Raw genomic sequence first — 22,092 nt, forward strand, 5'->3', positions numbered from 1 at the left:
TGGAACGCGGGCCGTCGATTTTTCGCGACGCTCGGAGCGACAATTACTTACACCACCACTTTCCGGGCCCTCCCCTGCCCTGCCGCCGTTTTGACCTTAGCGCTTGATTTTGTTTCGCCTACCCCGGCCAGCACCCCCGATCGGGTGACGCTGTTCGTGGACGTGATTTTACCCCTGCCGCTGCCCCGGCTCTACACCTACCGCGTGCCGTTCGAGCTGAATGACAACGTGGTGATTGGCGGGCGCGTCATCGTGCAGTTTGGAGCCAAAAAGACGCTGAGCTGCATCGTGGCGGCCGTGCACGAGACGCCGCCGGCCAACTACCAGGCCAAGTACATCCTCGAATTTATTGACGACGCGCCCGTCGTCACCCAGCCGCAGCTGAAGTTATTCCGCTGGATGGCGGACTATTACCTCTGCACGCTGGGCGAGGTGATTAACGCCGCGCTGCCGGCCGCGCTCAAGCTCAGCTCGGAGTCGCGCATCCAGTTGCACCCCGGGTTCTCGCGCGAGGAAAACGAGTACCCGCTCACGGCCCAGGAGGAAATCATCATCGACGCGCTGGGCACGGTGAGCGACGGCAAGGCCCTGACCTTTACCGAAGTGGGCGACCTGCTGGGCATCGCCTCGTTCCACAAGGTTATCAAGTCCTTGATGCAGAAGGACGTGATTTTCCTCTTCGAGCACACTGCCGACAAGTACGCGCCCAAGGTACTAAAAAAGGTGCGCCTAGCCCATCGCTACGTGAGCGCCGGGGCCCTGGAGGAGCTGTTCAACGTGCTGGGCAGCAAGCCCAAGCAGCTTGACGCGCTGCTGCACTACTTGCAGCGCGTGCCCGTAGTGCAGAACGAACACGCCAACCACGCGGGCCTCGAAAAAGCGGCCCTTACCAGCAGCCCGCGCCTGTCGGCTTCGGCGGTGAACACGCTGATTAAAAACGGCGTGCTGGAGCAGTTCGACCAGATTGTGTCGCGCTTCCCGATGGACGACGGCGCGGCCACCCAGCCCAATTTCGACCTCACCGCGGCCCAGCTCGCGGCGCGCGACGAGATTATGCTGCACTTTGGGGCCCGCGACATTGCCTTGCTGCACGGCGTAACGGGCTCGGGCAAGACCGAGATTTACATCGACCTGATTCAGCAAGCGCTGGCCGGCGGCGGGCAGGTGCTGTACCTGCTGCCTGAAATTGCCCTCACGGCCCAGATTGTGACCCGGCTGCTGCGCGTATTCGGGGCCCGGCTGGGCGTGTACCACTCCAAATTCTCGGATAATGAGCGGGTGGAGGTGTGGAACGGCGTGCTCGGCGGGCGCTTCCAGGTGGTGGTGGGCGTGCGCTCGGCGGTGTTTCTGCCCTTCGACAACCTCTCGCTCATCATCGTGGACGAGGAGCACGAGTCGAGCTACAAGCAGTACGATCCCGCCCCGCGCTACAACGCCCGCGAAGTGGCCCTGATGATGGGCAGCTTCCAGGGCGCTAAGGTGCTGCTGGGCTCGGCCACGCCGGCCGTTGAAACCTACTACCAGGCGCGCCAGGGCCGCTACGGGCTCGTCACGCTCAGCAAGCGCTTCGGCGAGGCCGGCATGCCCGACGTGGAGCTGGTGGACACCCGCAAGGCCCGCGAGCAGAAGACGATGCACAACCATTTCACGGCCGACTTGCTGGGCGAAATCGAGCGCAAGCTGGGGGCCCAGGAGCAGGTCATCCTGTTCCAGAACCGGCGCGGCTACGCCCCGGTGGTGGCCTGCGACGACTGCGGCTGGATTCCGAAGTGCGCGAACTGCGCCGTGAGCCTGAGCTACCACAAGCACAGCCACGAGCTGCGCTGCCACTACTGCGGCTACCACGAAAGCATGGTGGTTAAGTGCCCCGCCTGCGGCTCGCGGGCTGTGAAAACGGTGGGCTTCGGCACCGAAAAGATTGAGGACGACCTGAAAATTATGCTGCCCCAGGCCAACGTGCAGCGTATGGACCTGGACACGACCCGCGCCAAAAACTCGTACCAGCAAATTATTTCCGACTTCGAGAAGCAAAACACCAACGTGCTGGTGGGCACCCAGATGGTGACCAAGGGCCTCGATTTTGCCAACGTGAGCCTGGTGGGCATTATCAACGCCGACAGCATCATCCATTACCCCGACTTCCGGGCCCACGAGCGGGCCTACCAAATGTTTGTGCAGGTGAGCGGCCGGGCCGGGCGCAAGGGCAAAAAAGGCAAGGTGCTGATTCAGACCGCCGACCCCACGCAGGTCATCTTCGACAAGGTGATGCGCAACGACTACGAGGAGTTTTACAACTACGAAATCACCCAGCGCCACGAGCACGGCTACCCGCCCTTCACCCGCATCATCAAAATGACGGTGAAGCACGTGGAGCAGGGCGTGGGCGAAAAAGCGGCCATTTTGCTCGCGCAAGAGCTGGTGGCGCGCCTGGGCGCGGGCGCCGTGCTGGGCCCCGAGGCGCCTTACATTTTCCGCATCCGCAACTTCTTCTTGCAGGAAATCACCATCAAGCTGGAGCGGGCCCATACTGTCCTTCGGCACGCCAAGGAGCAAATTGGCGAGGCAATGGACGTAGTACGCGACCAAAAGGAATTCAAGCAAGCCCGCCTGGTGGCCGACGTGGACCCGATGTAGGGCCCCAGCAACACAAGCAAAAGGGGGCCCTGGCTACGTAGCCAGGGCCCCCTTTTGCTTGTGAGCTTGCTTCGGCTAGATGTTATCCAGCAGCCACAGCACCAGGAAAATAAGGCCGATGATGGCCGCCACAATGGCGATGACGCCGAAGATGGTACCCACCCCACCGCTAATGCCGCTGAACAGCGAGGCAATCACGGCAATGAGCAGGGCGATGATGCCCGTGCGCAGGTTGCCGTCGAGGCGGGCCGTGTTGGCCGTGGCCTGCTTGCCCTGCACTTTGGCCATCATTTTGTCCATGCCCTTAGTCACGTTCTTCATCATCTTTTTGGCCACAAAGCGCTGCACCAGCGTGGGCTTGGGAGTGGCTACTACGGCGGTGGCCGCAGCTGCCGACGGCGCAGCCAGGTCCTGGGGCGCTACGGCCCGGGGCGCGGCGGGAACCACGGCGGCTACGGGGGCGGCGGCCTCCACAGCCGGGGCCGGGGTCGCTACTGGCGCGGCAGCTGCGGCAACGGGCTGCTCGCTAGCAGCTGGCGCGGCGGCTACTTGGCGGTGCGCAGCCTTGCCGTAGTAGGTCGACGTTTTGGGGAGCATGGCGTACTCGGAGCGGTTGCAGCTGCCCAGGGCGAGGGCGCAGCCGGCCACGGCCAGCAAGCGAGCGAAGGGAGAAGAGAATTTTTTCATGGGGTGTGGATAAGGGTAAAATGAAAACCGGATTACGGCGTTCTACGCGCAAAAGTATTCGCTGTTGGTTTTCGTACACGGTTTTTTAACGCCGGGGGCCCTGGGGCGCCGCCGGGCCGGGCCCCGTTTTTGCCTACTTTACCCCGGCATTGGCCCCATGCGCTGAACGGGACGGCCCAGTTTACTGTTAAACCCGGCGCGAATAGCTGCTTCTTCTTATGCGTAAATATTCTGTAATTTGGTTGCTTTGCCCGGCCGTGGTGGCCCTCTTGGCTGCTTGTGCTCAGATGCCTACCGAAACCGCCACTACTGGCCGCGTGGAACCCTTGGTGGCCTCCGCCCCCGCCACGCCGTTGCCCGATACCAGCGGCTACGAGCTGGCCCCGCCCCGCGACCCTAACGGCATCGGCAAGTACTACATGGGCCGCCAAATTGCCCACGTAATGGGCCACGAAGGCGCCGACTGGCTGGAGCGTGGCGACCGCAGCCAGGAAGAAGGCACGGACTTGCTACTCAAAGAGCTAAAGCTGAAGCCTACCGATGTGGTGGCCGACATTGGGGCCGGCACGGGTTACTTCTCGTTTCGGATGGCCCGGTTAGTGCCCAAAGGGCAGGTGTTGGCCGTCGACATTCAGCCCGAGATGATTGCCGAGCTGACCGCCAACAAGGCCAAAAACCACCTAGCCAACGTGCGCCCCGTGTTGGGCACGGCCAGCAACCCCAACCTGCCCGCCGGCGCCGTGGACCTAGTGCTGATCGTGGACGCCTACCACGAATTCGACTACCCGCGCGAGATGGGCCGGGCCATCCGGCAGGCCCTGCGCCCCAGCACCGGCCGCCTGGCCCTGGTCGAGTACCGTGCCGAAGATCCCAACGTGCCCATCAAGCGCATCCACAAGATGGACGTAGCCCAGGCCCGCAAGGAAATGGCGGCCGTGGGCCTAGAGTTTGCCGGCACCATCGAAACCCTGCCCCAGCAGCACCTGCTACTATTCCGCCGGCCCAAGTAGCGAGGATTGGATTGTGGGGGGCGGTGGCCCGGCAGTTGTTGCATCGTTGGGCTTGTTCTCAGGGGCCCTAGCTGCCATTGTTTCACCGCAACAAGTGCTGGGCCGCTGGCGAAAAACCGACCACTATTCCCCGCCTCTCACTTCCCGCTTCCCCAAAACGCCCGACCTTTGGGCCCATGAACCCGCCAACGGACCCGCGCCAGCTCGCAATCCAAGATTTTGTTTACGATTTGCCGCCCGGGCGCATTGCCCCGGAGCCCCTGCCCGACCGCGCCGCCAGCCGCTTGCTGGTGAGCCGGGGCGGCGTTATCCAGGACCGCACCTTCCGCGACTTGCCCGCCGAACTGCCCGCCGGGGCCCTGCTGGTGTTCAACGACACCAAGGTGGTGCGGGCCCGGCTGCTGGCCCACCGCCCCACCGGTGGGGCGGTAGAGTTGTTCTGCCTGGAGCCCGTGGCCCCGCACCGGGCCCTGGAGCCCGCCCTGGCCCAGGCCGAAGCCTGCACCTGGCGCTGCCTGGTGGGCAACGGCCGCCGTTGGAAAGAGGGCCCCGTGGCCGTCGAATTCACCACCCCCGACGGCCAGCCCGCCACCCTGTGGGCCATCCGCCAAGCCCGCGAGGCCGGCGGCACCGTCCTCATCGACTTCTACTGGGCACCCGGGGCCCTCACCTTTGCCGAGGTGCTGCAAGGCGCTGGCCACCTGCCGCTGCCGCCTTACCTGGGCCGCCCCGACACCGCCGCCGATGCCGTACGCTACCAAACCGTGTACGCCGCCCACGAAGGCGCCGTGGCCGCTCCCACCGCCGGCCTGCACTTCACGCCCGAGTTGCTGGCTGAGCTGCGCGCCCAAGGCTTTGCCACAGCGCACGTCACGCTGCACGTGGGGGCCGGCACCTTCCAGCCCGTGAAGGCCGCCCGCATGGCCGAGCACCCCATGCACACCGAGCCGCTGCTGGTGACGGCTGCGCTGCTGCGCCAGCTGCTGGCCCACCGGCCGCGGCCGGTCATCGCCGTGGGCACCACCAGCCTGCGCACCCTCGAAAGCCTGTACTGGCTGGGCGCCGCGCTGGCCGCGGGGGCCCCGGTGGGCCCCGAGCTGGCCGTGGGCCAGTGGCAGCCGTACGAAAACGCCGCCGACGTCTCCGCCGAAGAGGCCTTGGGGGCCCTGTTGCGCCACCTCGAAGCCAGCGGTACCGACACGCTCCAGGCCAGCACCCGGCTGCTCATCGGGCCCGGCTACCGCTTCCGGCTGGTGCAGGGGCTCATCACCAATTTCCACCAGCCCGAAAGCACCTTGCTCCTGCTGGTGGCGGCCCTATTGGGCCCCGGCTGGCGCGCCGTGTACAACCACGCCCTGGCCCACGGCTACCGGTTTCTGAGCTACGGCGACAGCTCGCTGCTACTGCCGGGATAAAAACGGACTTTTAAGCCGGATTTATTGTACTGGCACGCTCCTTGCCAATAACCTTTGCCTAGCGGGGTCGTACAAAGCCCCATCACAATTTTTATACTCCCAGCCATGAAAAAAGCACTTCTTTTGCTCGCCAGCCTCGCTTTCACGACCGCTGCTTTTGCCCAAACCACGCCTACCACCGAAGTAAAAACCCGGGACAATGGCACCAAGAAAGTGGTGACCAAGACCGGTAAAACCAACGTAGGCCAAGCCCTCGAAAACACGACCGATGCCGCCGGCAACCTCGTTAAAAAAGGTGCCAAAGCAGTAAAGCATGGTGCCAAAAAAGCCGGCAGCAAGACCGAAAGCGCCAGCCTGAAAGCCAGCCGTAAACTCAAAAAGAGCACGGCTAAGATGGAGGAGAAGAGCGAATAGCTCGGCCGCTTGGTTAACAGAAAGCCCCGGAGCAATCCGGGGCTTTTTTTGTAAAGTCGTGGGCCCTACGCGCCCGGGGCGGGCTTCTCTCGCACTTCGTGCAGCACTTTTTCGACCACGCTGCGGCCGACCAAGCTAACGCCGGCGTTCAGCACGACCAGGGCCGCGGTACCGGCGGCTACCCACTGCGGGGCGGGCACCCGGCGGTCTTTCAGGGCCCCGGCCCAGTGCACCATGCTGGCCCCGGCCCCAATGGCCACCAGCCCGGCGGGCGCAAACAGCAACCACTTTTTCTTGTGCGTCATAGCAATACGGGAAAGGTGAAGGTGGAAAGCCGGGGCCCGTTCGCCTCGTAACTTTCGGCGCGAAGGTAGCGCGCCTGCCTTCGTTTGCCCACGGTCCCGGGCCGTGTTTTCCATCCCCATGTCGCCCTACGAACAACTCCTACACCTCGCCTTCGCCGCCCCGGCCGAAGCCGCCCAGTACCTCACCCCCACCGCCCGCGGGGCTCACGAACAGTTCCGGGCCGCCGCGCCGCCCGACCAGCCGTTTCGCTTCGAGCAGCTGCGCCTGGGCCTGGCCATGAGTTTGCTGAAGCTGCTGGCCGACCTCGGCGACCACGAGGAGAGCCGCCGGGCCCTGGCCGTGCTGCACCGGGCCCTGGAGCAGAGCCGCTCGCCCCAGGACATTGACCGCATCATCGGCCGCGAAGCCCAGCTGTTCGACCAGCTCTACGACAACCTGTACGTGAACGAGCAGGGCGAAGAATTGCTCAACCTCTTCGGCCGTACCCTCGACGCCGATACGCCCCACTTGCTCGCCGAAATTGCCCGCGAAGGCATGGACCTGGCCCGCAACCTCGACTTTGAGGCCGACGCAGACGACGAATGAATTGTGGGTATTAATTGTTAAAAACTAACGGCTTCCGGCCCGGACGCTTTCGATTGCCCGCGCGCCGGTGGGCCCTCAAATTTCTCTACCCAACCCATGTTCTTGGTCATAATTGGTTTCTTTATTTTGATGGTGGGGCTCAACGCCAGCCGCTTCTCGGAGCGCGTGGAGCGGCTGCGTGGCGGCCTCATCTTCCTGGGCAGCGCGCTGCTCATTCTAGGTGCTTCCTTTAGCACGCTGGTGCAGGTGGGCGTGGGCCAGGTGGGCGTGCAAACGCTGTTTGGGCAGGTGCAGCAGCGCGTGCTCCAGCCCGGCCTGAGCTTGGTGAACCCGCTCGTGGACGTGACGCGCTTCGACACCCGCACCCAGAACTACACCATGTCGGCGGTGCGCAACGAGGGCCAGCAGGCCGGCGACGACGCCATCCGGGTGCTGTCGGCCGACGGGCTGGAAGTGGTCATCGACCTCACCGTGCTCTACCACGTGGTACCGGCCCAGGCCCCTAAAATCCTGGCCACCATCGGCGAGGACTACCAGGACAAAATTGTGCGGGCCATTTCGCGCACCCGCATCCGCGACAACGCCGTGTACTACGACGCCGTGGCGCTGTACTCTACGCGGCGCGAGGAGTTCCAGGCCCGCATTTTGGCAGCCATCGAGAAGGACTTCCGCACCAACGGCCTCCAGCTCGACCAGCTTCTCATCCGCAACATCCAGCTCCCGCAGTCGGTGAAAGCCAGCATCGAAAGCAAGATTTCGGCCGAGCAGGATGCCCAGAAAATGCAGTTCGTGCTGCAAAAGGAAAAGCAGGAAGCCGAGCGCAAGCGCGTAGAAGCCCAGGGCATCGCCGACTACCAGCGCATCGTGAACACCGAGTTGAGCGACAAGCTGCTACAGTACGAGAACATCAAGGCCAACCAGGCCATTGCTACCTCGCCCAACGCCAAGGTCATCATCATGGGCGGCGGCCGCGGGGCCCAGCCGCAGCTACTCATCGGGGATAAGTAGCCCGCCAGCCGGCCACCTAAACAAAACAGGGCCCCCAACTGCGGTTGGGGGCCCTGTTTTGTGTTGAACAGGTTGGTTAGTACCCGGCGTTTTGCTTCAAATTAGTGTTGTTGTTAATTTCACGCTGCGGAATCGGGAGTATCAGCAGTGGACTGTCGGCCGGCAAAGTGCCAACTGCCTGGCCCGTGCGCTTCAAATCATGAACGCGAAACCCTTCGAACGCCAGCTCTAACTGGCGCTCCAGCAACACGTCAGCCAATGTGACGGCGGGCTTTATTGAGGCCCCCGAGCGCGCCCTGATGGTGTTTACGTCGTCCAGCGCCGAAGCGGCCTTGCCGGCCCGGACATCGCACTCGGCCCGGGTGAGGTACATTTCAGCCAGCCGAATGATGGGAATGTTTTGGCCGTAGGTGCGCCATTTCAGCGTGCGCAGCCGGCCCGCCTTGTTGTTGCCGTCGCTAAGGTAGATGAGCGTTTTCGTGGTGATGGCTGAAAGCGAATCCGTGCCCCGCACGTCGCCGCTGCCGTAGCCGTACAAGTTGGCAAAGCCGGGCAGCACCCGCACATCACCCCGGCCGTAGAGCACGCCCTGGTCGCCGTTGGGGCTGTATCCAGCAAAAAAGGTGGCCAAACCGCTGTTACTGGTACCGGCGTTGTTCTGGTCGTTCTGCTGAATCTCGAACAGACTTTCGGCGCTGTTGCGGTTGGCAAATACCGCCGCTACCGAGCCAATCAGGCTGGCCCCGCTGTTATTGATTACGTCGTTGGCCGCCGTTCGGGCCGCCGGGTAGTTGCCCTGCTGCAAGTATACCCGGGAGAGCATGGCCTCGGCCGAATACTTGGAGGCTCGGGTAATGTTCTGGGCTGGCAGCTTCGCCACGGCGTTTTGCAGGTCTTTGATGGCCTGGGCGTACACGTCCTCAACGGTGCTTCGGGCGAGCTTAACGTCAGCCTGCTCCACCGCCGTCACGGGCACCAAGTTGATAGGAACGCCGTCCTGGGTGTTGCCGCCGCCCGGCTTGTACTGCTGGGCGTAGAGGCGCACCAACTCGAAATACATCGAGCCCCGAATAAACGAGGCCTCGCCTTCGTACTGGCTTTTTTGGCCCGCGTCCGTTACGGCCGCCAAATTAGCCAAAATCAGGTTGCACTGGTTGATGGCATCGTATGCTTGCGTCCAGATATTTTCCGCGTTAGAGTTGTTCGATATTTGCGTGTGGGCCCGCAATTGCCGGTAGTTTTGGAAAGACCCGTCCCAGTTGATATAGCCGTTGCCGCCCAACAGCTCGGGCACCAGTACCAGGTCCGTGCCGTACAAACTGGAATTGTCGAGGCGGGCATAAATTCCCACCACTGCCGCGCCCACTTTCTGCGACGTACCATAGGCCGTGGAAGCGTCAATGCTTTGCTGCGGGTTGATGTCCAGCGCGTCCTTGCAAGCCGATAAGCTCAGGCCCAGCGCCAGCACACAGGCCGGCCAAATAAAGTTACTTTTCATATTAATTGCGAAGACAAAGAGTTAAAAGCCAATATTCACGCCCAGCAAATAAGTCTTATTCAGCGGCGGGGTGTAAAAATCGTGGCCCAACAAGTAGTTGGCAGCACCCAGGCCGTAGGTGTTCACCTCGGGATCGTAGCCGGTGTACTTAGTGAAAGTGGCCAGGTTCTGGCCCGTGAGGTAGATGCGCACGGTTTGCAGGTAGCCGTGCTTCACGAGGGTGGCCGGTAGGTTGTAGCCCAGCGTAACGTTTTTGATGCGGAAGAACGAGCCGTCCTGAACCCAGCGCGACGAGGTCTGAGTGCCGTTGCTTGCGCCGTAGCGGGCCTGGGGCACCTCGGTAATGTCGCCCGCTTTTTGCCAGCGGTTGAGTTGGTCCGTAGTCTGGTTATCGAGGTAATCGGCGTTGGCCGATTGGTATACGCCCGCCGCGTTGTAGATGCTGCCACCCTCTGAAAACTGACCGAGGGCGCTCAGGTCAAATCCTTTAAAGCTGGCGGTGATGTTCACGCCGCCCGTGTATTTTGGGTTCGGGTCGCCTACTTTTTGGACGGTAGCCAGCGCGTATTTATTCGTGGTCGTGCCATCGGCGGCATAATAAAGCGCGTCGCCGTTGGTCGGGTCCACGCCGGCGTACTTCTTCGCATAAAACACGCCCAGCGGCTCGCCCTGCTGCACCCGGCTGATTGTGTTGCCGGTCGGGATGATGGGCGTAGGCAGGTCGGTGATGAGGTTGCGGTTGAACGATATGTTGCCGCCCACGCTCAATTTAAAGCTGCCATCCAAAATGCGCCCGTTCAGGGCTATTTCTAGGCCCTTGTTGCGCAGGGCCCCCACGTTCTCCGTGATGGTGGTGTAGCCGCTGGTTAGCTGCAATTGGCGATTGAGTAGCAAGCCGGTCGTGTTTTTCTGGTACACGTCCACCTCACCCGAGATGCGGTTGTTCAGGAAACCAAATTCCAGACCTAAATCTACCTGCTTGGTATTTTCCCAGCTCAGGTTCGGATTGCCGATGTTGGCGTCGGGCGCGATGCCCGACTGGTCGGCATAAGGCTGGGCCGACACGAAGCGCCGCGAATTGAAATTACCGATTTCGGCGTTACCGGTCAGGCCGTAGCTGGCCCTCACTTTCAAATAGTTAACTACCGTGCTGCCCTTTAAAAAGCTTTCTTCCGACAGTAAATAGCCAATCGAGCCGGCTCCAAAGTTCCCGTAGCGTTTATTAATCCCGAAGCGCGACGAGCCGTCGCGCCGCACACTACCCGAGAGCAAGTACTTGCCGCGGAAATTGTAGTTGACACGAGCGAAATACGACAGGAACGAGTAGCCGGTGCCAAACGAAGTATTGCCACCAGTTTTGATGGCTGCGCTGGCGATGCGCGTGAACTCAGTCGTGGGAAAGCCCCGGCCCTCGGCCGCTGTCAGCTTCTGGTCATTCCTCTGGTACGATTCACCCACCAGCACATCAAAATGATGGTCTTCGCTGAGGTCGAAAGCATAAGTAGCCGTATTGTTATTGGTGTAGTTGACGGTCTGGGTTTGCGCGTTGTAGGCGTAGCCCGAGGCCCCACCGTCCTGGGTGCCGGCTCCGCGCACCAAGTCTTCGTTGAGGTTGAGGAAGTCCCCGCCAATTTCTGAGCGCAGCGTCAAGCCCTTTATCGGCGTCCAATTGACGTAGGCCGTACTGAACGAGCGGTAAGTGCCGGCCCGGTTCGAGCCGAGCGATTGGTCAATCAGGTTGTTGTAGTAGATAGTTGCCGGGTTGAGCAAACCGGTAGTGGGGTCGTAGGCTGTTTGCAACGGCGTAAGCGCGTTGAGCTGCAATGGGTTCGAAAAAGCATTATCGCCCGACACCCGCTCGTTCACGGTTCGCGCCAACGACACGTTCAGGCCGACGCGCACGCTCTCGGTTACGCTGTGGTCGAGGTTGAGGCGCAGGCTACCCCGCCGGAAGCGGTTGCCAATGATGATGCCTTTTTGGTCGTTAAAAGTGCCGCTTATATAGAACCGCGTTTTAGCATCCCCGCCCGCCGCGCTGAAATCATACTGAGACACACTGGCCGCGTCGCTTCCGAAAAGCTTGTACTTGCCGTTGTTACGAAACGCCAGACGGTCCCAGGGCGTATCGTAAGTAGATTTGTAGTCGATACCGCCCTCCCCAGCGAAAGCGGCCTCTATTGTAGGATAATCAGCGTTAGGGTCGGTAGGACTGATGTTCAATCCATTGCGCATCGACTCGCTGAGCAGCGTCCGATACTGGTCGGCGTTTAAAAACTGGCGCAGCCGGGTGGGGGCACTGGTTCCATAGTAGTAGCCCAAAGTGACTTTCGTTTGGCCCTGCTTGCCTTTCTTGGTGGTAATGAGCACCACCCCGTTCGAGGCCCGCGAGCCGTAGATGGCCGAGGCCGAAGCGTCTTTCAAAATGCTGATGCTTTCAATATCGTTGGGATTGAGGTCAGCCAGCGGGTTCAAGGGCTCGTCACCGGCTTGCGACGGGTCCTGGGAGGTAACGGGAACCCCATCAATCACATACAGCGGACGGCTGGAGGCCGTCACCGATGAGGTACCGCGCACCTGAATGTTGATGCCCTGCCCCAGCTTACCGCTGCCCTGGTTGATGACTACCCCCGGTACGCGGCCCTGAATGGACTGCTCGAAGCTGGTCACGGGCTGGTTTTCGACTTCTTTAGCCGAAATCTGCACCACCGAACCCGTCAGGTCGGCCTTGTTTTGGGTGCCGTAGCCCACTACCACGGCCTCGCTTAGCTCGGTGGCGCTGGCTTGCAGCGTTACGTTAACGATAGATTGGCCGCCCACGGCAATGGTTTGGGTGGCGTAGCCCACGGAGCTGAACACTAGCGAAGCGCGGGGCCCCACGCTCAGGCGGTAGGTGCCGTCGGCGCCGGTGGTGGCGCCGTTGGTGGTGCCTTGCTCCAGTACGGTTACGCCGGGTAGGGCCCCGCTGTCCGAGCCCAAAACCCGGCCGCTAACAGCTTGGGTCTGGGCCCAAGCAGGCGCGGCCGCGAGCCAACTTATCAGTAGCAGTAGCAACCGGTAGTGCGTAAAGATTCTCATTTTCATGCGGCGGGGGTTAAAGTTGAAGAAGTAAAACGAGAGGGATGTATTACCAAAAATTAATATTTTCTCTTAAACAGTGTTGGCTACAAAGGCCAAATCTATTATAAATTAACAAAAAAATCACTTATCACTGGTTTTTTTACCTTAAAGAAGACTAGCGAATTATTTGCACTGAATGATCTATTGGGCGTTTGACGGGCAACGGGGCCCCGGGCCCCTACTTTTGCCGGCCATGCCCACAATCCACTACCTCACTGCCGCCGACGCCATTGCCGCTGCGGCCGCCCACTTCGCCACCCTGCCGCGCATTGGCATCGACCTGGAGTTTGACGACATGCGCTACCGCTACGGCCGGCACCTAGCGCTCATCCAGGTGTTCGACGGGCAGGAGGTGTACCTCATCGACCCGCTGCCACTGGAGCCCGACATGGCCGCCGGCCTAGAGCCGCTGTTTGCCGTGCTGCGCGACCCGGCCGTAGCCAAGGTGTTCCACTCCTGCAAGTCGGACATTCTGCTGCTCGACGAGGTGTTCGGCGTCAACTGTCGCACCATCGTAGATACCAGCCTGCAGTTCAGCCTGCTGGCCGCCGAGGACAATAACATCTCCCTGGGCCGCCTCATCCAGAGCGAGTTGGGTTTTGAAGTGGACAAGGGCGAGCAGAAGTCGAACTGGCTGAAGCGGCCCCTCACCGAGGCCCAGAAGGAGTACGCTGCCAACGACGTGCTCTACCTGTTTGAGCTGACCGACCGCTTGGCTGCCCGCCTCGCCGACATGGGCCGCGCCCAGTGGGCCGCCGAGGAAAACCACGCCTTGGAAGCCGTGCGCTACGGCCGCGACGAGCCCCGCCCCTGGGCCCGCAACGCCACCAAATTCAAGATTTCGCCCGAGGAAATGCCCATCTTCCGGGAACTGTACAAGCTACGCGACACCGTGGCCCGGCAGCTCGACCGCCCGCCTTACCACGTCATCAGCAACGACCGGCTGGCCGAGCTGGCCCGCCAGCCCATCGAAACCGCCAACCAGCTGCGCGCCGCCAACGGCCTGCACCCCGAGCTGAAGCGCGCGCCCTACGCCGACCAGCTACTAGCCATCGGCACCACCGACCTGCCCGGCGAGGCCGCGCTGCCCCCCGACCAGCGCAAGTTTCCGTTTCGCCGCCGCCTGAATGGGGCTGCTGCCAACCGCGCCGAAGCCCGTGAAACCCTGCTGCTGGCCCTCAAGGCCCACCTCGCCGCCGACCAGGGCCCCGTGATGGCCAACATGGTGCTCAGCAACCGCCTCATCGCCGACATTGTGGAGCAGGGCGCCGCGGGGGCCCTCCGCCCCTGGCAGCAGCAGCTACTAAAAGCCGCCGCCGAAAAACATGGCGAAGACTACGAGCAGATTGCGGCTCCGTTTGCCTGAACCGCAGATTAAGCAGATTTAACGGATAAGAGTGGATTCTCATAGCCCTCTACTTTCCGGTGTGTGGTAAGTCTGAGGGCCTAGCTTAAGCTAACTGCAATTCCAAAGTCTAACTAAAAAGGCCACTTTAGGAGTGGCCTTTTTAGTTGCAGATAAGGGGATATTACAATCCGTTCTTATCCGTTAAATCCACTTAATCTGCGGTTCAGACCTGTCCTTCTTCGGTACTGCCAACATAGGGCCCTGGCGCTGATTTGGTTGCTAGTCACTACGTTTTGCACGGCGTCGAAGTAGCCGGTGCCCCCGAATGCTTGATGTTTCACGGCCTGGTAGCCGTCCTTTTGCAAAGTAAATTCGCGCTTCTGGAGCTCCGAGTAGCCGGCCATGCCGCGCTCACAGTAGGCTTTGGCCAGTTCGAACATGCTGATATTTAGGGCACGGAAGCCGGCCAGGGTGATGCACTGGGACTTGTAGCCCATGGCGGCCAACTCCTTGCGGAAGGTTTCCATTTGCTCCACGCTCAGCTGGGCGGCCCAGTTGAACGACGGCGAGCAGTTGTAGGCCAGCAGCTTGCCCGGGAGAAGGGTGTGGATGGCTTCGGCAAACTGCCTGGCCTGGTCTGGCCCAGGTCGGGGTTCTAGGTTTCCGTCCAGATCAGGTCGGCGTAGGGGCCCAGGCCGCGGGCACTGCCGGCCTCCACACCGCAGCGGATGCGGCAGAAGTCTTCACTGGTGCGCTCGCCCGCCTGCTGGATAAACGGCAGGTCCCGGGCGTCCACGTCAGCTGTGAACAGGACGGCGGCGGCGGCATCCGTGCGGGCCACAATGAGCGTGGGCACGCCCAGTACGTCGGCGGCCAAGCGGGGTTGCGCTGCGCTGGCCCTCCACCACGTTGGCCCAGGTGGGCGCGTTCGAATCCTCAAAATCGGCCATGAACACTTTGGCAGCGGGGCCACCGTCCAGTCCTGCCCGCGCAAGCGCCGGGTTTCCGCCACAAAGTCGGGAAAAATGCTGGCCGTGAATTTGGCCTGCCGGGCCGCGCGGCGGGCCAGCAGCGCGTAGCGGGTGGCGTCGAAGCGTCGATGCAGCTCGGCCACGAACACCAGGGCCGAGGGCGTGAGCATTTCGGCAAACTCAGGCCGAAGTCGCCGGTGATGCGCACCCGGTCGGGGGTGCGCATCACCGGCGGCGGGGCGGTGGCAGGCGCGGTAAAGGGCATGGGCAATGAGGGAAGAAATTGGGAACCAAGGACCACTGGGCTAGCGCTAGCGGGTGGTAATTTATGCTTCTATCTTTGCGGGGCCTCGGCATCGACGGCAAACGCTCGTTCAGGGCCTTGCTGGGCCTTTTTTTGGTGCGCGGCGTTTTCCTCAAAAATATTCCGATGCTGAACCACGGCCAGCCCGCCACCAGCGTGACGATAGGCCTCGCTGCGACGACGCCTTGCGCCGGCAGCTCAAGTTTCGCGCTGGTCTTACCCTAGCCGTGAAAACCGTGAACGAAACCTGTGAGCGCTGCGCCGTGCCCAACTGCGAGGTGCGCGCCGCCCTGCCCACCCGGCTGGAGCAGGATGCCGCGCGCCGCGCCTACGCCGAAGCTGTGGCTGCCCTGGTGAGGGCCTGAACTTTTGCCCGCCAATTTTCGTCCGGGGCCCTACTCTGCCTATGTACACTGAAGTTGCGATGCGCCGTTGGCTGATGATTGGGTTGCTTGGGCTGCTGGCGGCGGGCGGCTACGCGGCGTGGCGGGTGCTGTACCGGCCCAACGTGGTGGCGTTTGTGGAGGGCGACGCGTACTTGTACGTCCGCACCGGCAGCGGCTACGGGGCCGTGCGCGACTCGCTGCGGCGGCAGGGGCTGCTGCGCGAGCCGGGCGCGTTCGACTGGGTGGCGCGCTGGCGCGGCTACCCGGCGCACGTGCGGCCCGGCCGCTACCGCCTGGGCCCGGGGCTGGGCAATTTGGCGCTGGTGCAGTTGCTGGAAAGCGGGCGGCAAGACACGGTACAGTTCGAGCTGGCGCCGTTTCATTACCTCGAAAACCTGCCCCGGCAAGTCAGCCGCCAAATTGAGGCCGATTCGTTCAAGCTCAGCTTGTTGCTAAATAATAATGCCGGTCTGCGCGCCCGCTACGGCCTCGATACCTGCACGGTGCGCACACTGTTCATCCCGGGGCCCTACCGCCTGCTGTGGAACACCAGCGCCGCCGCTTTCCTGGATACCGTGGCGGCGCGGCACCGCCGTTTTTGGTCGGCCCCGCGCCGGGCCCGGGCCGATTCGCTGGGCCTCACACCGGTGCAGGTGGGCGTGCTGGCCAGCATTGTGCAGCGCGAAACGGCCCAGCTTACCGACAAGCCACTCATTGCCGCCGTGTACCTCAACCGCCTGCGCTTGGGCCAGCCCCTGCAGGCCGACCCCACCCTGCTCTGGCCGCTGCATGGCCTCGGCACCCGCAAGCGCGTGCTGAATGTGGACAAAAAAGTGGACTCGCCCTACAACACCTACCGCCACAAGGGCCTGCCGCCGGGCCCCATTACCACGCCCCGCGCCAGCTCGCTCGACGCTGTGCTACGCCCCGCCCACAACGACAACCTGTTTTTCTGCGCCCGCCCCGACGGCAGCGGCTTTTCGGACTTCGCCGCCACCTATGCCCAGCACAAGCGCAACGCCCGCCGCTACCAGCACCACTTGGATAGCCTGGGCGTGAAGCGGTGAGGATGCTCTTTAGTAATCTAGCAGGCCGTCATGCTGAGCGCAGCCGAAGCATCTCTACCGCGTAACTGACCCAATCGGCTGGATTACTTGCGCGGTAGAGATGCTTCGGCTGCGCTCAGCATGACGGGCTTAGGTGCTGATACCAAGCAACTGACAACCAGCAACCGACATCTAAAACCCGCTACTGGGGCCCCAGGCGGTACACGCGGAGTTGCCGCGAGTCGTGCGCGGCGATGCGCTGCCAGTCCAGGGTTTGGTCGTAGTTGAGACCGGTGAATTCCGAGTGCTCCAGGAACAGCAGCGGCTCGGTGAGGCGGGTTTCGGGCCAGGCGGCCAGCGGGCGCTGGCGGCGCAGCGAGTCGAACTGCGCCACGTGGGCCACTTGCCAATAGGCGTCGAGCACCACGTAGTCGTAGCCCTGGCGGCGCAGGGCCCCCAGTTGGCACTCGTTGGCGATGCTAGTAAATTCTTCGTTTTCGGATAAATACGGGGCCAGGCCCAGGCCTACCGTGCTGGCCACGCGCCGGGCCCCATGAGCGTGCAGCCACGCGGCCACCTCGGGGTAGTGGCTGGGCGGGTAGCGGTAGAGGTGCTGCCAGAGCCGGTAGCCGTTCAGGGCCAGGGCGGCCAGCAGCACGGCGGCCCCGGGGCCCCGCCAGCGGCCGGGCAGGTGGCGCAGGCTGAGCACCACCAGCGCCGCCAGCGGCAGAAAGACGTAGGTGAGGCCGCGGGGCGCTTTCTGCAGCAAGGCCATGCCCGCCAGCCAGCACCCCGCCCAGATGCTCAGGTACAGCAGCAGCGGCAGCGGCCGGCCCGCGGGCCCCGGCGGCAGCGCCCGCCACTGCCGCCACCCCAGCCACGCGCCCGCCGCTAGCCCCGGCAGCAGCAGCGGCGACTCGAACGCCCACAAGTAGCGGAAATAGAAGAAAAAATCGGGGCTCAGCACCAGCTGCCGGCCGGCGGGGTTGGGCGCGTCGGGCAATATCAGGCGCACGTAGGTGGCCGGCCAGCGGTGCCAGGGCAGGCCGGCCAGCAGGGCCCCGGCGGCCATCAGCACCACGTAGGGCAGCGCCAGGCGGCCCAGCACCTGCCACTTCACGGCCCCGCGCCAGGCCGGCCAATCGGCCCGCCACGCCTCCAGGGCCCCCAGGATAGGCAGCACCAGCAGAAACTTATAGCTGTAGCACAGGCCCGCGGCCAGCCACCAGGCGGCCTGCCGCAGCGCCGCCTGCCGCCCAGCCAGCGGCCCCGCCTGCACCCGCCGGAAGTGGCTGCGCAGCAGGCCCGCGGCCAGCACCAGCCCGCCCGCCCCGGCCGTGAAATCGCGCCCCGAAAACGTGAGCAGCAGTCCAGTGCCGCCCAGCAGCACCAGCGCCGCGGCTTCGGCGTTGCGCCAGGGCCGCCCGCTAGCCGCTACTGCCTGCCCCACGAACTGTGCAAACAGCCCCAGCCCCGCCACGCCCAGCACCACATTGGCCACCTGAAACGCCCGTACATCGGACGTGACGCGGGCCAGCAGGGCAAACAGCAGGTTGAAGCCCGGCCCGGCCGTGAAAAACATGGAGTGGCCATCGCCATGTGCCAATTCCTGCACCAACTGCCAGTTGCGCACCGAATCGTAGTCGGGCAAGCCGGCGGCAAATAGGTGCCACAGCCGCAAGCCCAGCACCGCCAGCAGCGCCAGGACCAGCCCCCGGCGGGCGGTAGGCGGAGCAGGAAGCGGCGGCGCGGCGTTATTTGCGGGCATTCGGGGGCTATTAGGGCCCCGGGGCCGGGCCGCCGCAAAGGTCGGCACGGGCGCCCGGTGGGGCCCCGGCGGATTAGTATTCAACTCAATTTTTCCTATGCGCCTTGTCGTTCAGCGCGTTCGCAGCGCGCAGGTTACCGTGGCGGAGGCCGTTACGGGCCGCATTGGGCCGGGCCTGCTGGTGCTGGCTGGCTTCGCCCCCACCGACGGCCCTGCCCAATTGGCCTGGGGGGCCCGCAAGCTGGTGCAGCTCCGCATTTTTGCTGACGAGGTGGGCCAGATGAACCGCAGCGTGCTCGACGCCGGTGGCGAAGTACTGGTGGTGAGCCAGTTCACCCTGCTCGCCGACGCCCGCAAGGGCAACCGCCCCAGCTACGTGGGCGCCGCCCCGCCGGCCGTGGCCGAGCCGCTGTACCAACAATTTGTGGCCCTGGTGGCCGAGCTACTGGGCCGCCCGGTACCCACCGGCATTTTCGGGGCCGATATGCAGGTGAGCCTCGTGAACGACGGTCCCGTTACCATCGTGCTCGACTCGCCCACCGGGTAGGGGCCCCGCCAAGCGGCACTTTTTCCCTTTTACCTCACCGAAACCAACGCTGCGCCATGACCATCGAGCAAGCCCAACAAACCGTCGACCAGTGGATTACGACTACCGGTGTGCGCTACTTCAACGAACTCACCAACATGGCCATCCTCACCGAGGAAGTGGGCGAAGTGGCCCGGCTCATCGCCCGGCAGTACGGCGAGCAGTCGTTCAAAGAATCGGACAAAGGCCATGAGTTGGGCGATGAGCTGGCCGATGTCCTATTCGTCGTCATCTGCTTAGCCAACCAAACCGGCGTCGACCTCACCGAGGCCATGACGCGCAACCTGGCCAAGAAAACCCAGCGCGACGCCCGGCGGCACAAGGACAACGAGAAGCTGAAGTAGCTGAGCCGCTTAGTAAAACGTCACGCTGAACGCAGCCGAAGCATCTCTCCCGCAGCAGTAGTCAATGATTATCCAGCGGGAGAGATGCTTCGCTGCGCTTTGCATGACGTTCTAAAGTAGCGCCGCCACCGGGGCCCTACGCCAGCACCAGCCGGTCGTTTTGCAGCACGGGCAGGGCGTGGGCATAAGTGTCAATTTTCGCACAGAACAAAAAATCGTCGTTGGCTTCCAGGGCGTTGAGGCGGCGCACGGCGGCCGATTGCAGCAGGTAGCCCGGTAGGTCGTCGCCGGCCTGGTGCCAGAGGTGCAGCGCGGCCAGGGTGCTGTCGCTGTGTTGCACGTCGAAGCCCAGGGGCTCCAGGCGGGCAGCCAGGGCCCCACCGAATAGGCTGTCTTCAAGGCAGAATTGGCCTTTCCAACCGGCGCAGACGATCAGCACGTCGCGCTGCTGCTGCTGGGCAAAGTCGGCCACGGCCGTCAGGTTCACGAAGCCGCCGATGACGACGGCCTCGGCCGCCAGCGAGCGGCGCAGGGCCTGGGTGCCGTTGGTGGTGCTGATGGCCAGGGCGCGGCCCCGCACCGGCCGGCCGGGGTCGAGGAAACCGAAGGGCGAGTTCCCTAGGTCGAAGCCTTCGGCTGGCACGCCGTCGCGCTCGGCCGCCGTGAGGCAACCTTGGGCCCCCAGCGCCGCGCACTCGTCGAGGGTGCCCACCGGAAACACGTGCGTGACGCCCGCCACCAAGGCCGTGACGATGGTGGTGCTGGCCCGCAGCACGTCGACGATAACCGCCACCCGCCCCCGCAAATCATATAAAGGCAGCAAATCGGGAGAAAAACAAACGTCTAAAGCAGGCATTCGGGGGGTTGTTGGGTTTCTAAACAAGTGGCAATCACGCAGGTATTCTGGATGGCAAAAAACGGGGCATCCTGAGCGCAGCGAAGGACTTGGGGACGGCCGAACGATTAGCAGCACTCATTTACTGCAAGTCGTTTCCTTGTTCTCAGATCCTGCGTTGCGCTCAGGATGACAGGTCTTTAGTCAAAATTTATACTTCCTCGGTGCCCGGCACCAGCGGCAGCTTGTGCACGGTGGCAGGCAGGCTTTTGCCCCGGATTTGCACGAAAATTTGGGTACCGGGCGCGGCCAGCTCGGCGCGCACGTAGCCCAGGCCCACGCCCTTGCCCAGGCTCGGCGACTGCGTGCCGCTGGTGACGTCGCCGATTTTCTGGCCGGCGGCGTCCACCAGCTCGTAGTGGCCGCGCGGAATGCCGGGGCCGTCCATCACGAATCCAACCAGCTTTTTGGCCATGCCGGCAGCTTTTTGGGCCTTCAAGGCGTCGCTGTTGGTGAACTCCTTGGTGAACTTGGTGATCCATCCCAGGCCGGCTTCGAGGGGCGAAGTGGTGTCGTCGATGTCGTTGCCGTACAGGCTGTAGCCCATTTCGAGGCGCAGCGTGTCGCGCGCGCCCAGGCCGATGGGCTTGAGGCCGTGGGGCTTACCGGCCACCATGATGGCGTCCCACACGCGCTGGGCGTACTCGTTGGGCACGTACAGCTCGAAGCCGCCCGCGCCGGTGTAGCCGGTAGCGGAGATGATGACGTCGGGGGCCCCGGCGAAGGGGCCCTGCGTGAAGGAGTAATACGGAATGGCGCCCAGGTCCACGTTGGTGAGGCCTTGCAGCGCGGCCACGGCCTTGGGGCCCTGCACGGCAAAGAGGCTGGTGCGGTCGGAAATGTCCTCCATCTCCGCGCCCTCGGTGTTGAACTGCTGGATCCAGTTCCAGTCCTTTTCAATGTTGGAGGCATTGACCACCAAGAGGTAATCGTTTTCGGCCAGCATGTACACCAGCAGGTCGTCGACGAGGCCGCCGGTGTGGTTGGGCAGGGCCGAGTACTGGGCCTTGCCGGGCTGGAGTTTGGCGGCGTCGTTGGTCGTCACGCGCTGGATGAGGCCCAGCGCCTGGGGGCCCCGCACCCGGAACTCGCCCATGTGCGATACGTCGAACATGCCCACGGCCCGGCGCACGGTGTGGTGCTCGTCGAGGTCGGAGGAGTAGCGCACGGGCATGTTGTAGCCGGCGAAAGGCACCATTTTGGCCCCCAGCTGCTGGTGGGTGGCGTCGAGGGCAACGGTTTTGAGCGAGGAAACGGTCATGGGGAACGGGGGGATGGGGCCGGCCGCGGCCGCGGCTTCGGCCCGCGAAAGTAGCTACTTTCGGCCCACAGCCGTAGACGAGCTTACGCTGCCCCCGCCCCCATGACCCCCAACGAAATCAAGCAGGACTTCGAGTCGGCCTCTACCAAACACTTCTTATTCAAGACGAAGCTGCGCTCGTTCTTGTACGGCAACGACTACGCCGAGGGCCCCCTGCGCGACCCCGACCAGTGCGCCCTGGGCCACTGGATTGCCGAGCGCCGGGCCGGGGCCTACGCGCACGTGCCCGAAATGGCTACCCTCGACGCCGCCCACCGCCGCCTGCACCACAACGCGGCCGCGCTGATGGACCACCGCCTGGCGGGCCGCCCCGAAGCCGCGGCCGCCGGCCTGCCCGCCGTGCTGGCCCAGGCCGAAAGCATTGCGGGCCTGCTGCAAACCATTGAACGCACACTGCGTACCGAAGCCTGAGCACGCCCTCCACCCAGCGCTGGGCTTGCGGCCCGGCA

22 protein-coding genes are annotated in these 22,092 nt (G+C 63.4%); 13 read left to right on the forward strand and 9 right to left on the reverse strand.

All coding sequences use genetic code 11. The annotated features are described in order from the left end of the window. Window positions 1-90 precede the first annotated feature (90 nt). Complete coding sequence (gene priA / locus AXW84_RS15950) at window positions 91-2,634, forward strand: replication restart helicase PriA (protein ID WP_068235351.1); 2,544 nt, start codon at window positions 91-93, stop codon at window positions 2,632-2,634. A gap of 75 nt (window positions 2,635-2,709) precedes the next feature. On the opposite strand, the gene AXW84_RS25565 is transcribed toward priA, so the two are convergent. Next, entirely contained in the window at window positions 2,710-3,321 is a 612-nt protein-coding gene (locus AXW84_RS25565) for a hypothetical protein (protein ID WP_068235354.1), read from the reverse strand. Window positions 3,322-3,608: 287 nt separating this feature from the next. Here AXW84_RS25565 and AXW84_RS15960 point away from each other — a divergent pair, with 287 nt between their 5' ends. The 3 genes from AXW84_RS15960 to AXW84_RS15970 all read left to right on the forward strand — a co-directional run bounded on the left by AXW84_RS15960 (window position 3,609) and on the right by AXW84_RS15970 (window position 6,160). Next, window positions 3,609-4,331 carry a class I SAM-dependent methyltransferase gene (locus AXW84_RS15960; protein ID WP_068235356.1) on the forward strand — a complete coding sequence of 241 codons (723 nt, stop codon included), beginning with the start codon at window positions 3,609-3,611 and terminating at the stop codon, window positions 4,329-4,331. Window positions 4,332-4,507: 176 nt separating this feature from the next. Then, entirely contained in the window at window positions 4,508-5,746 is a 1,239-nt protein-coding gene (locus AXW84_RS15965) for an S-adenosylmethionine:tRNA ribosyltransferase-isomerase (protein ID WP_068235361.1), read from the forward strand. Between the two features lie 105 nt (window positions 5,747-5,851). Beyond that, window positions 5,852-6,160 (forward strand): hypothetical protein, encoded by a 309-nt coding sequence (locus AXW84_RS15970; RefSeq protein WP_068235365.1) that lies wholly within the window; start codon window positions 5,852-5,854, stop codon window positions 6,158-6,160. Window positions 6,161-6,225: 65 nt separating this feature from the next. Here AXW84_RS15970 and AXW84_RS15975 read toward each other — a convergent pair whose 3' ends face one another. After that, a complete protein-coding gene (locus tag AXW84_RS15975; RefSeq protein WP_068235369.1) occupies window positions 6,226-6,465 on the reverse strand; it encodes a hypothetical protein in 240 nt (79 codons plus the stop codon). Between the two features lie 118 nt (window positions 6,466-6,583). On the opposite strand from AXW84_RS15975, the gene AXW84_RS15980 reads away from it, so the two are divergent. Both AXW84_RS15980 and AXW84_RS15985 read left to right on the forward strand, forming a co-directional pair. Further along, entirely contained in the window at window positions 6,584-7,051 is a 468-nt protein-coding gene (locus tag AXW84_RS15980; RefSeq protein WP_068235371.1) for a hypothetical protein, read from the forward strand. Between the two features lie 96 nt (window positions 7,052-7,147). Beyond that, window positions 7,148-8,059, forward strand: a complete 912-nt coding sequence (locus AXW84_RS15985) for a prohibitin family protein (protein ID WP_068235373.1) — start codon at window positions 7,148-7,150, stop codon at window positions 8,057-8,059. Window positions 8,060-8,135: 76 nt separating this feature from the next. Here AXW84_RS15985 and AXW84_RS15990 read toward each other — a convergent pair whose 3' ends face one another. Then, a complete protein-coding gene (locus AXW84_RS15990; protein ID WP_068235374.1) occupies window positions 8,136-9,557 on the reverse strand; it encodes a RagB/SusD family nutrient uptake outer membrane protein in 1,422 nt (473 codons plus the stop codon). A 21-nt stretch (window positions 9,558-9,578) separates the two neighbouring features. After that, window positions 9,579-12,638 (reverse strand): SusC/RagA family TonB-linked outer membrane protein, encoded by a 3,060-nt coding sequence (locus tag AXW84_RS15995; RefSeq protein ID WP_236943148.1) that lies wholly within the window; start codon window positions 12,636-12,638, stop codon window positions 9,579-9,581. A gap of 229 nt (window positions 12,639-12,867) precedes the next feature. Here AXW84_RS15995 and AXW84_RS16000 point away from each other — a divergent pair, with 229 nt between their 5' ends. After that, window positions 12,868-14,040, forward strand: coding sequence for a ribonuclease D (locus AXW84_RS16000; protein ID WP_162268271.1), 1,173 nt, complete (start codon window positions 12,868-12,870; stop codon window positions 14,038-14,040). A 176-nt stretch (window positions 14,041-14,216) separates the two neighbouring features. On the opposite strand, the gene AXW84_RS16005 is transcribed toward AXW84_RS16000, so the two are convergent. Then, window positions 14,217-14,759: a hypothetical protein gene (locus AXW84_RS16005; protein ID WP_335339490.1), complete on the reverse strand. Its 543-nt coding sequence runs from the start codon at window positions 14,757-14,759 to the stop codon at window positions 14,217-14,219. Further along, complete coding sequence (locus AXW84_RS25990; protein ID WP_335339472.1) at window positions 14,678-15,163, reverse strand: hypothetical protein; 486 nt, start codon at window positions 15,161-15,163, stop codon at window positions 14,678-14,680. Before AXW84_RS25990 ends, AXW84_RS16005 begins: the two co-directional genes overlap by 82 nt. Window positions 15,164-15,321: 158 nt before the next feature. On the opposite strand from AXW84_RS25990, the gene AXW84_RS16010 reads away from it, so the two are divergent. Genes AXW84_RS16010 through mltG form a run of 3 tightly spaced genes read left to right on the forward strand, consistent with a single transcriptional unit; the run spans window position 15,322 to window position 16,750 of the window. Next, on the forward strand, window positions 15,322-15,522 hold the full coding sequence (locus tag AXW84_RS16010; RefSeq protein WP_068235378.1) for a hypothetical protein: 201 nt from the start codon (window positions 15,322-15,324) through the stop codon (window positions 15,520-15,522). 11 nt (window positions 15,523-15,533) lie between these two features. Beyond that, a complete protein-coding gene (locus AXW84_RS26265) occupies window positions 15,534-15,662 on the forward strand; it encodes a hypothetical protein (protein WP_257722067.1) in 129 nt (42 codons plus the stop codon). A gap of 41 nt (window positions 15,663-15,703) precedes the next feature. Continuing rightward, window positions 15,704-16,750, forward strand: coding sequence for an endolytic transglycosylase MltG (gene mltG / locus AXW84_RS16015; protein ID WP_068235380.1), 1,047 nt, complete (start codon window positions 15,704-15,706; stop codon window positions 16,748-16,750). Window positions 16,751-16,931: 181 nt separating this feature from the next. On the opposite strand, the gene AXW84_RS16020 is transcribed toward mltG, so the two are convergent. Then, a complete protein-coding gene (locus AXW84_RS16020) occupies window positions 16,932-18,497 on the reverse strand; it encodes a hypothetical protein (RefSeq protein ID WP_068235381.1) in 1,566 nt (521 codons plus the stop codon). A 97-nt stretch (window positions 18,498-18,594) separates the two neighbouring features. On the opposite strand from AXW84_RS16020, the gene dtd reads away from it, so the two are divergent. Then, entirely contained in the window at window positions 18,595-19,044 is a 450-nt protein-coding gene (dtd, locus tag AXW84_RS16025; RefSeq protein ID WP_068235384.1) for a D-aminoacyl-tRNA deacylase, read from the forward strand. 56 nt (window positions 19,045-19,100) lie between these two features. Beyond that, window positions 19,101-19,427, forward strand: a complete 327-nt coding sequence (locus AXW84_RS16030) for a nucleotide pyrophosphohydrolase (protein WP_068235389.1) — start codon at window positions 19,101-19,103, stop codon at window positions 19,425-19,427. A 136-nt stretch (window positions 19,428-19,563) separates the two neighbouring features. Here the strand turns inward: AXW84_RS16030 and AXW84_RS16035 are convergent, their stop codons facing one another. Then, window positions 19,564-20,250: a 2-phosphosulfolactate phosphatase gene (locus AXW84_RS16035; RefSeq protein ID WP_236943149.1), complete on the reverse strand. Its 687-nt coding sequence runs from the start codon at window positions 20,248-20,250 to the stop codon at window positions 19,564-19,566. A gap of 223 nt (window positions 20,251-20,473) precedes the next feature. Then, a complete protein-coding gene (gcvT, locus tag AXW84_RS16040) occupies window positions 20,474-21,583 on the reverse strand; it encodes a glycine cleavage system aminomethyltransferase GcvT (RefSeq protein ID WP_068235396.1) in 1,110 nt (369 codons plus the stop codon). Between the two features lie 102 nt (window positions 21,584-21,685). Here gcvT and AXW84_RS16045 point away from each other — a divergent pair, with 102 nt between their 5' ends. Further along, complete coding sequence (locus AXW84_RS16045) at window positions 21,686-22,054, forward strand: CZB domain-containing protein (protein WP_068235401.1); 369 nt, start codon at window positions 21,686-21,688, stop codon at window positions 22,052-22,054. Window positions 22,055-22,092 lie beyond the last annotated feature (38 nt).

The organism is Hymenobacter sp. PAMC 26628 (assembly GCF_001562275.1).
Taxonomy (GTDB): domain Bacteria; phylum Bacteroidota; class Bacteroidia; order Cytophagales; family Hymenobacteraceae; genus Hymenobacter.

Bases quoted from the DNA above. Each gene is read 5' to 3' on its own strand.
- AXW84_RS25990 (WP_335339472.1), bottom strand. From the start codon at position 15,163: ATGCTCACGCCCTCGGCCCTGGTGTTCGTGGCCGAGCTGCATCGACGC.
- AXW84_RS15970 (WP_068235365.1), top strand. From the start codon at position 5,852: ATGAAAAAAGCACTTCTTTTGCTCGCCAGCCTCGCTTTCACGACCGCT.
- AXW84_RS25565 (WP_068235354.1), bottom strand. From the start codon at position 3,321: ATGAAAAAATTCTCTTCTCCCTTCGCTCGCTTGCTGGCCGTGGCCGGC.
- AXW84_RS15985 (WP_068235373.1), top strand. From the start codon at position 7,148: ATGTTCTTGGTCATAATTGGTTTCTTTATTTTGATGGTGGGGCTCAAC.
- AXW84_RS15960 (WP_068235356.1), top strand. From the start codon at position 3,609: ATGCCTACCGAAACCGCCACTACTGGCCGCGTGGAACCCTTGGTGGCC.
- AXW84_RS16030 (WP_068235389.1), top strand. From the start codon at position 19,101: ATGACCATCGAGCAAGCCCAACAAACCGTCGACCAGTGGATTACGACT.
- AXW84_RS15975 (WP_068235369.1), bottom strand. From the start codon at position 6,465: ATGACGCACAAGAAAAAGTGGTTGCTGTTTGCGCCCGCCGGGCTGGTG.
- gcvT (WP_068235396.1), bottom strand. From the start codon at position 21,583: ATGACCGTTTCCTCGCTCAAAACCGTTGCCCTCGACGCCACCCACCAG.
- AXW84_RS15980 (WP_068235371.1), top strand. From the start codon at position 6,584: ATGTCGCCCTACGAACAACTCCTACACCTCGCCTTCGCCGCCCCGGCC.
- AXW84_RS16000 (WP_162268271.1), top strand. From the start codon at position 12,868: ATGCCCACAATCCACTACCTCACTGCCGCCGACGCCATTGCCGCTGCG.
- AXW84_RS16010 (WP_068235378.1), top strand. From the start codon at position 15,322: ATGCTTCTATCTTTGCGGGGCCTCGGCATCGACGGCAAACGCTCGTTC.
- AXW84_RS15995 (WP_236943148.1), bottom strand. From the start codon at position 12,638: ATGAAAATGAGAATCTTTACGCACTACCGGTTGCTACTGCTACTGATA.
- AXW84_RS15990 (WP_068235374.1), bottom strand. From the start codon at position 9,557: ATGAAAAGTAACTTTATTTGGCCGGCCTGTGTGCTGGCGCTGGGCCTG.
- dtd (WP_068235384.1), top strand. From the start codon at position 18,595: ATGCGCCTTGTCGTTCAGCGCGTTCGCAGCGCGCAGGTTACCGTGGCG.
- AXW84_RS16020 (WP_068235381.1), bottom strand. From the start codon at position 18,497: ATGCCCGCAAATAACGCCGCGCCGCCGCTTCCTGCTCCGCCTACCGCC.
- AXW84_RS15965 (WP_068235361.1), top strand. From the start codon at position 4,508: ATGAACCCGCCAACGGACCCGCGCCAGCTCGCAATCCAAGATTTTGTT.
- AXW84_RS16045 (WP_068235401.1), top strand. From the start codon at position 21,686: ATGACCCCCAACGAAATCAAGCAGGACTTCGAGTCGGCCTCTACCAAA.
- mltG (WP_068235380.1), top strand. From the start codon at position 15,704: ATGTACACTGAAGTTGCGATGCGCCGTTGGCTGATGATTGGGTTGCTT.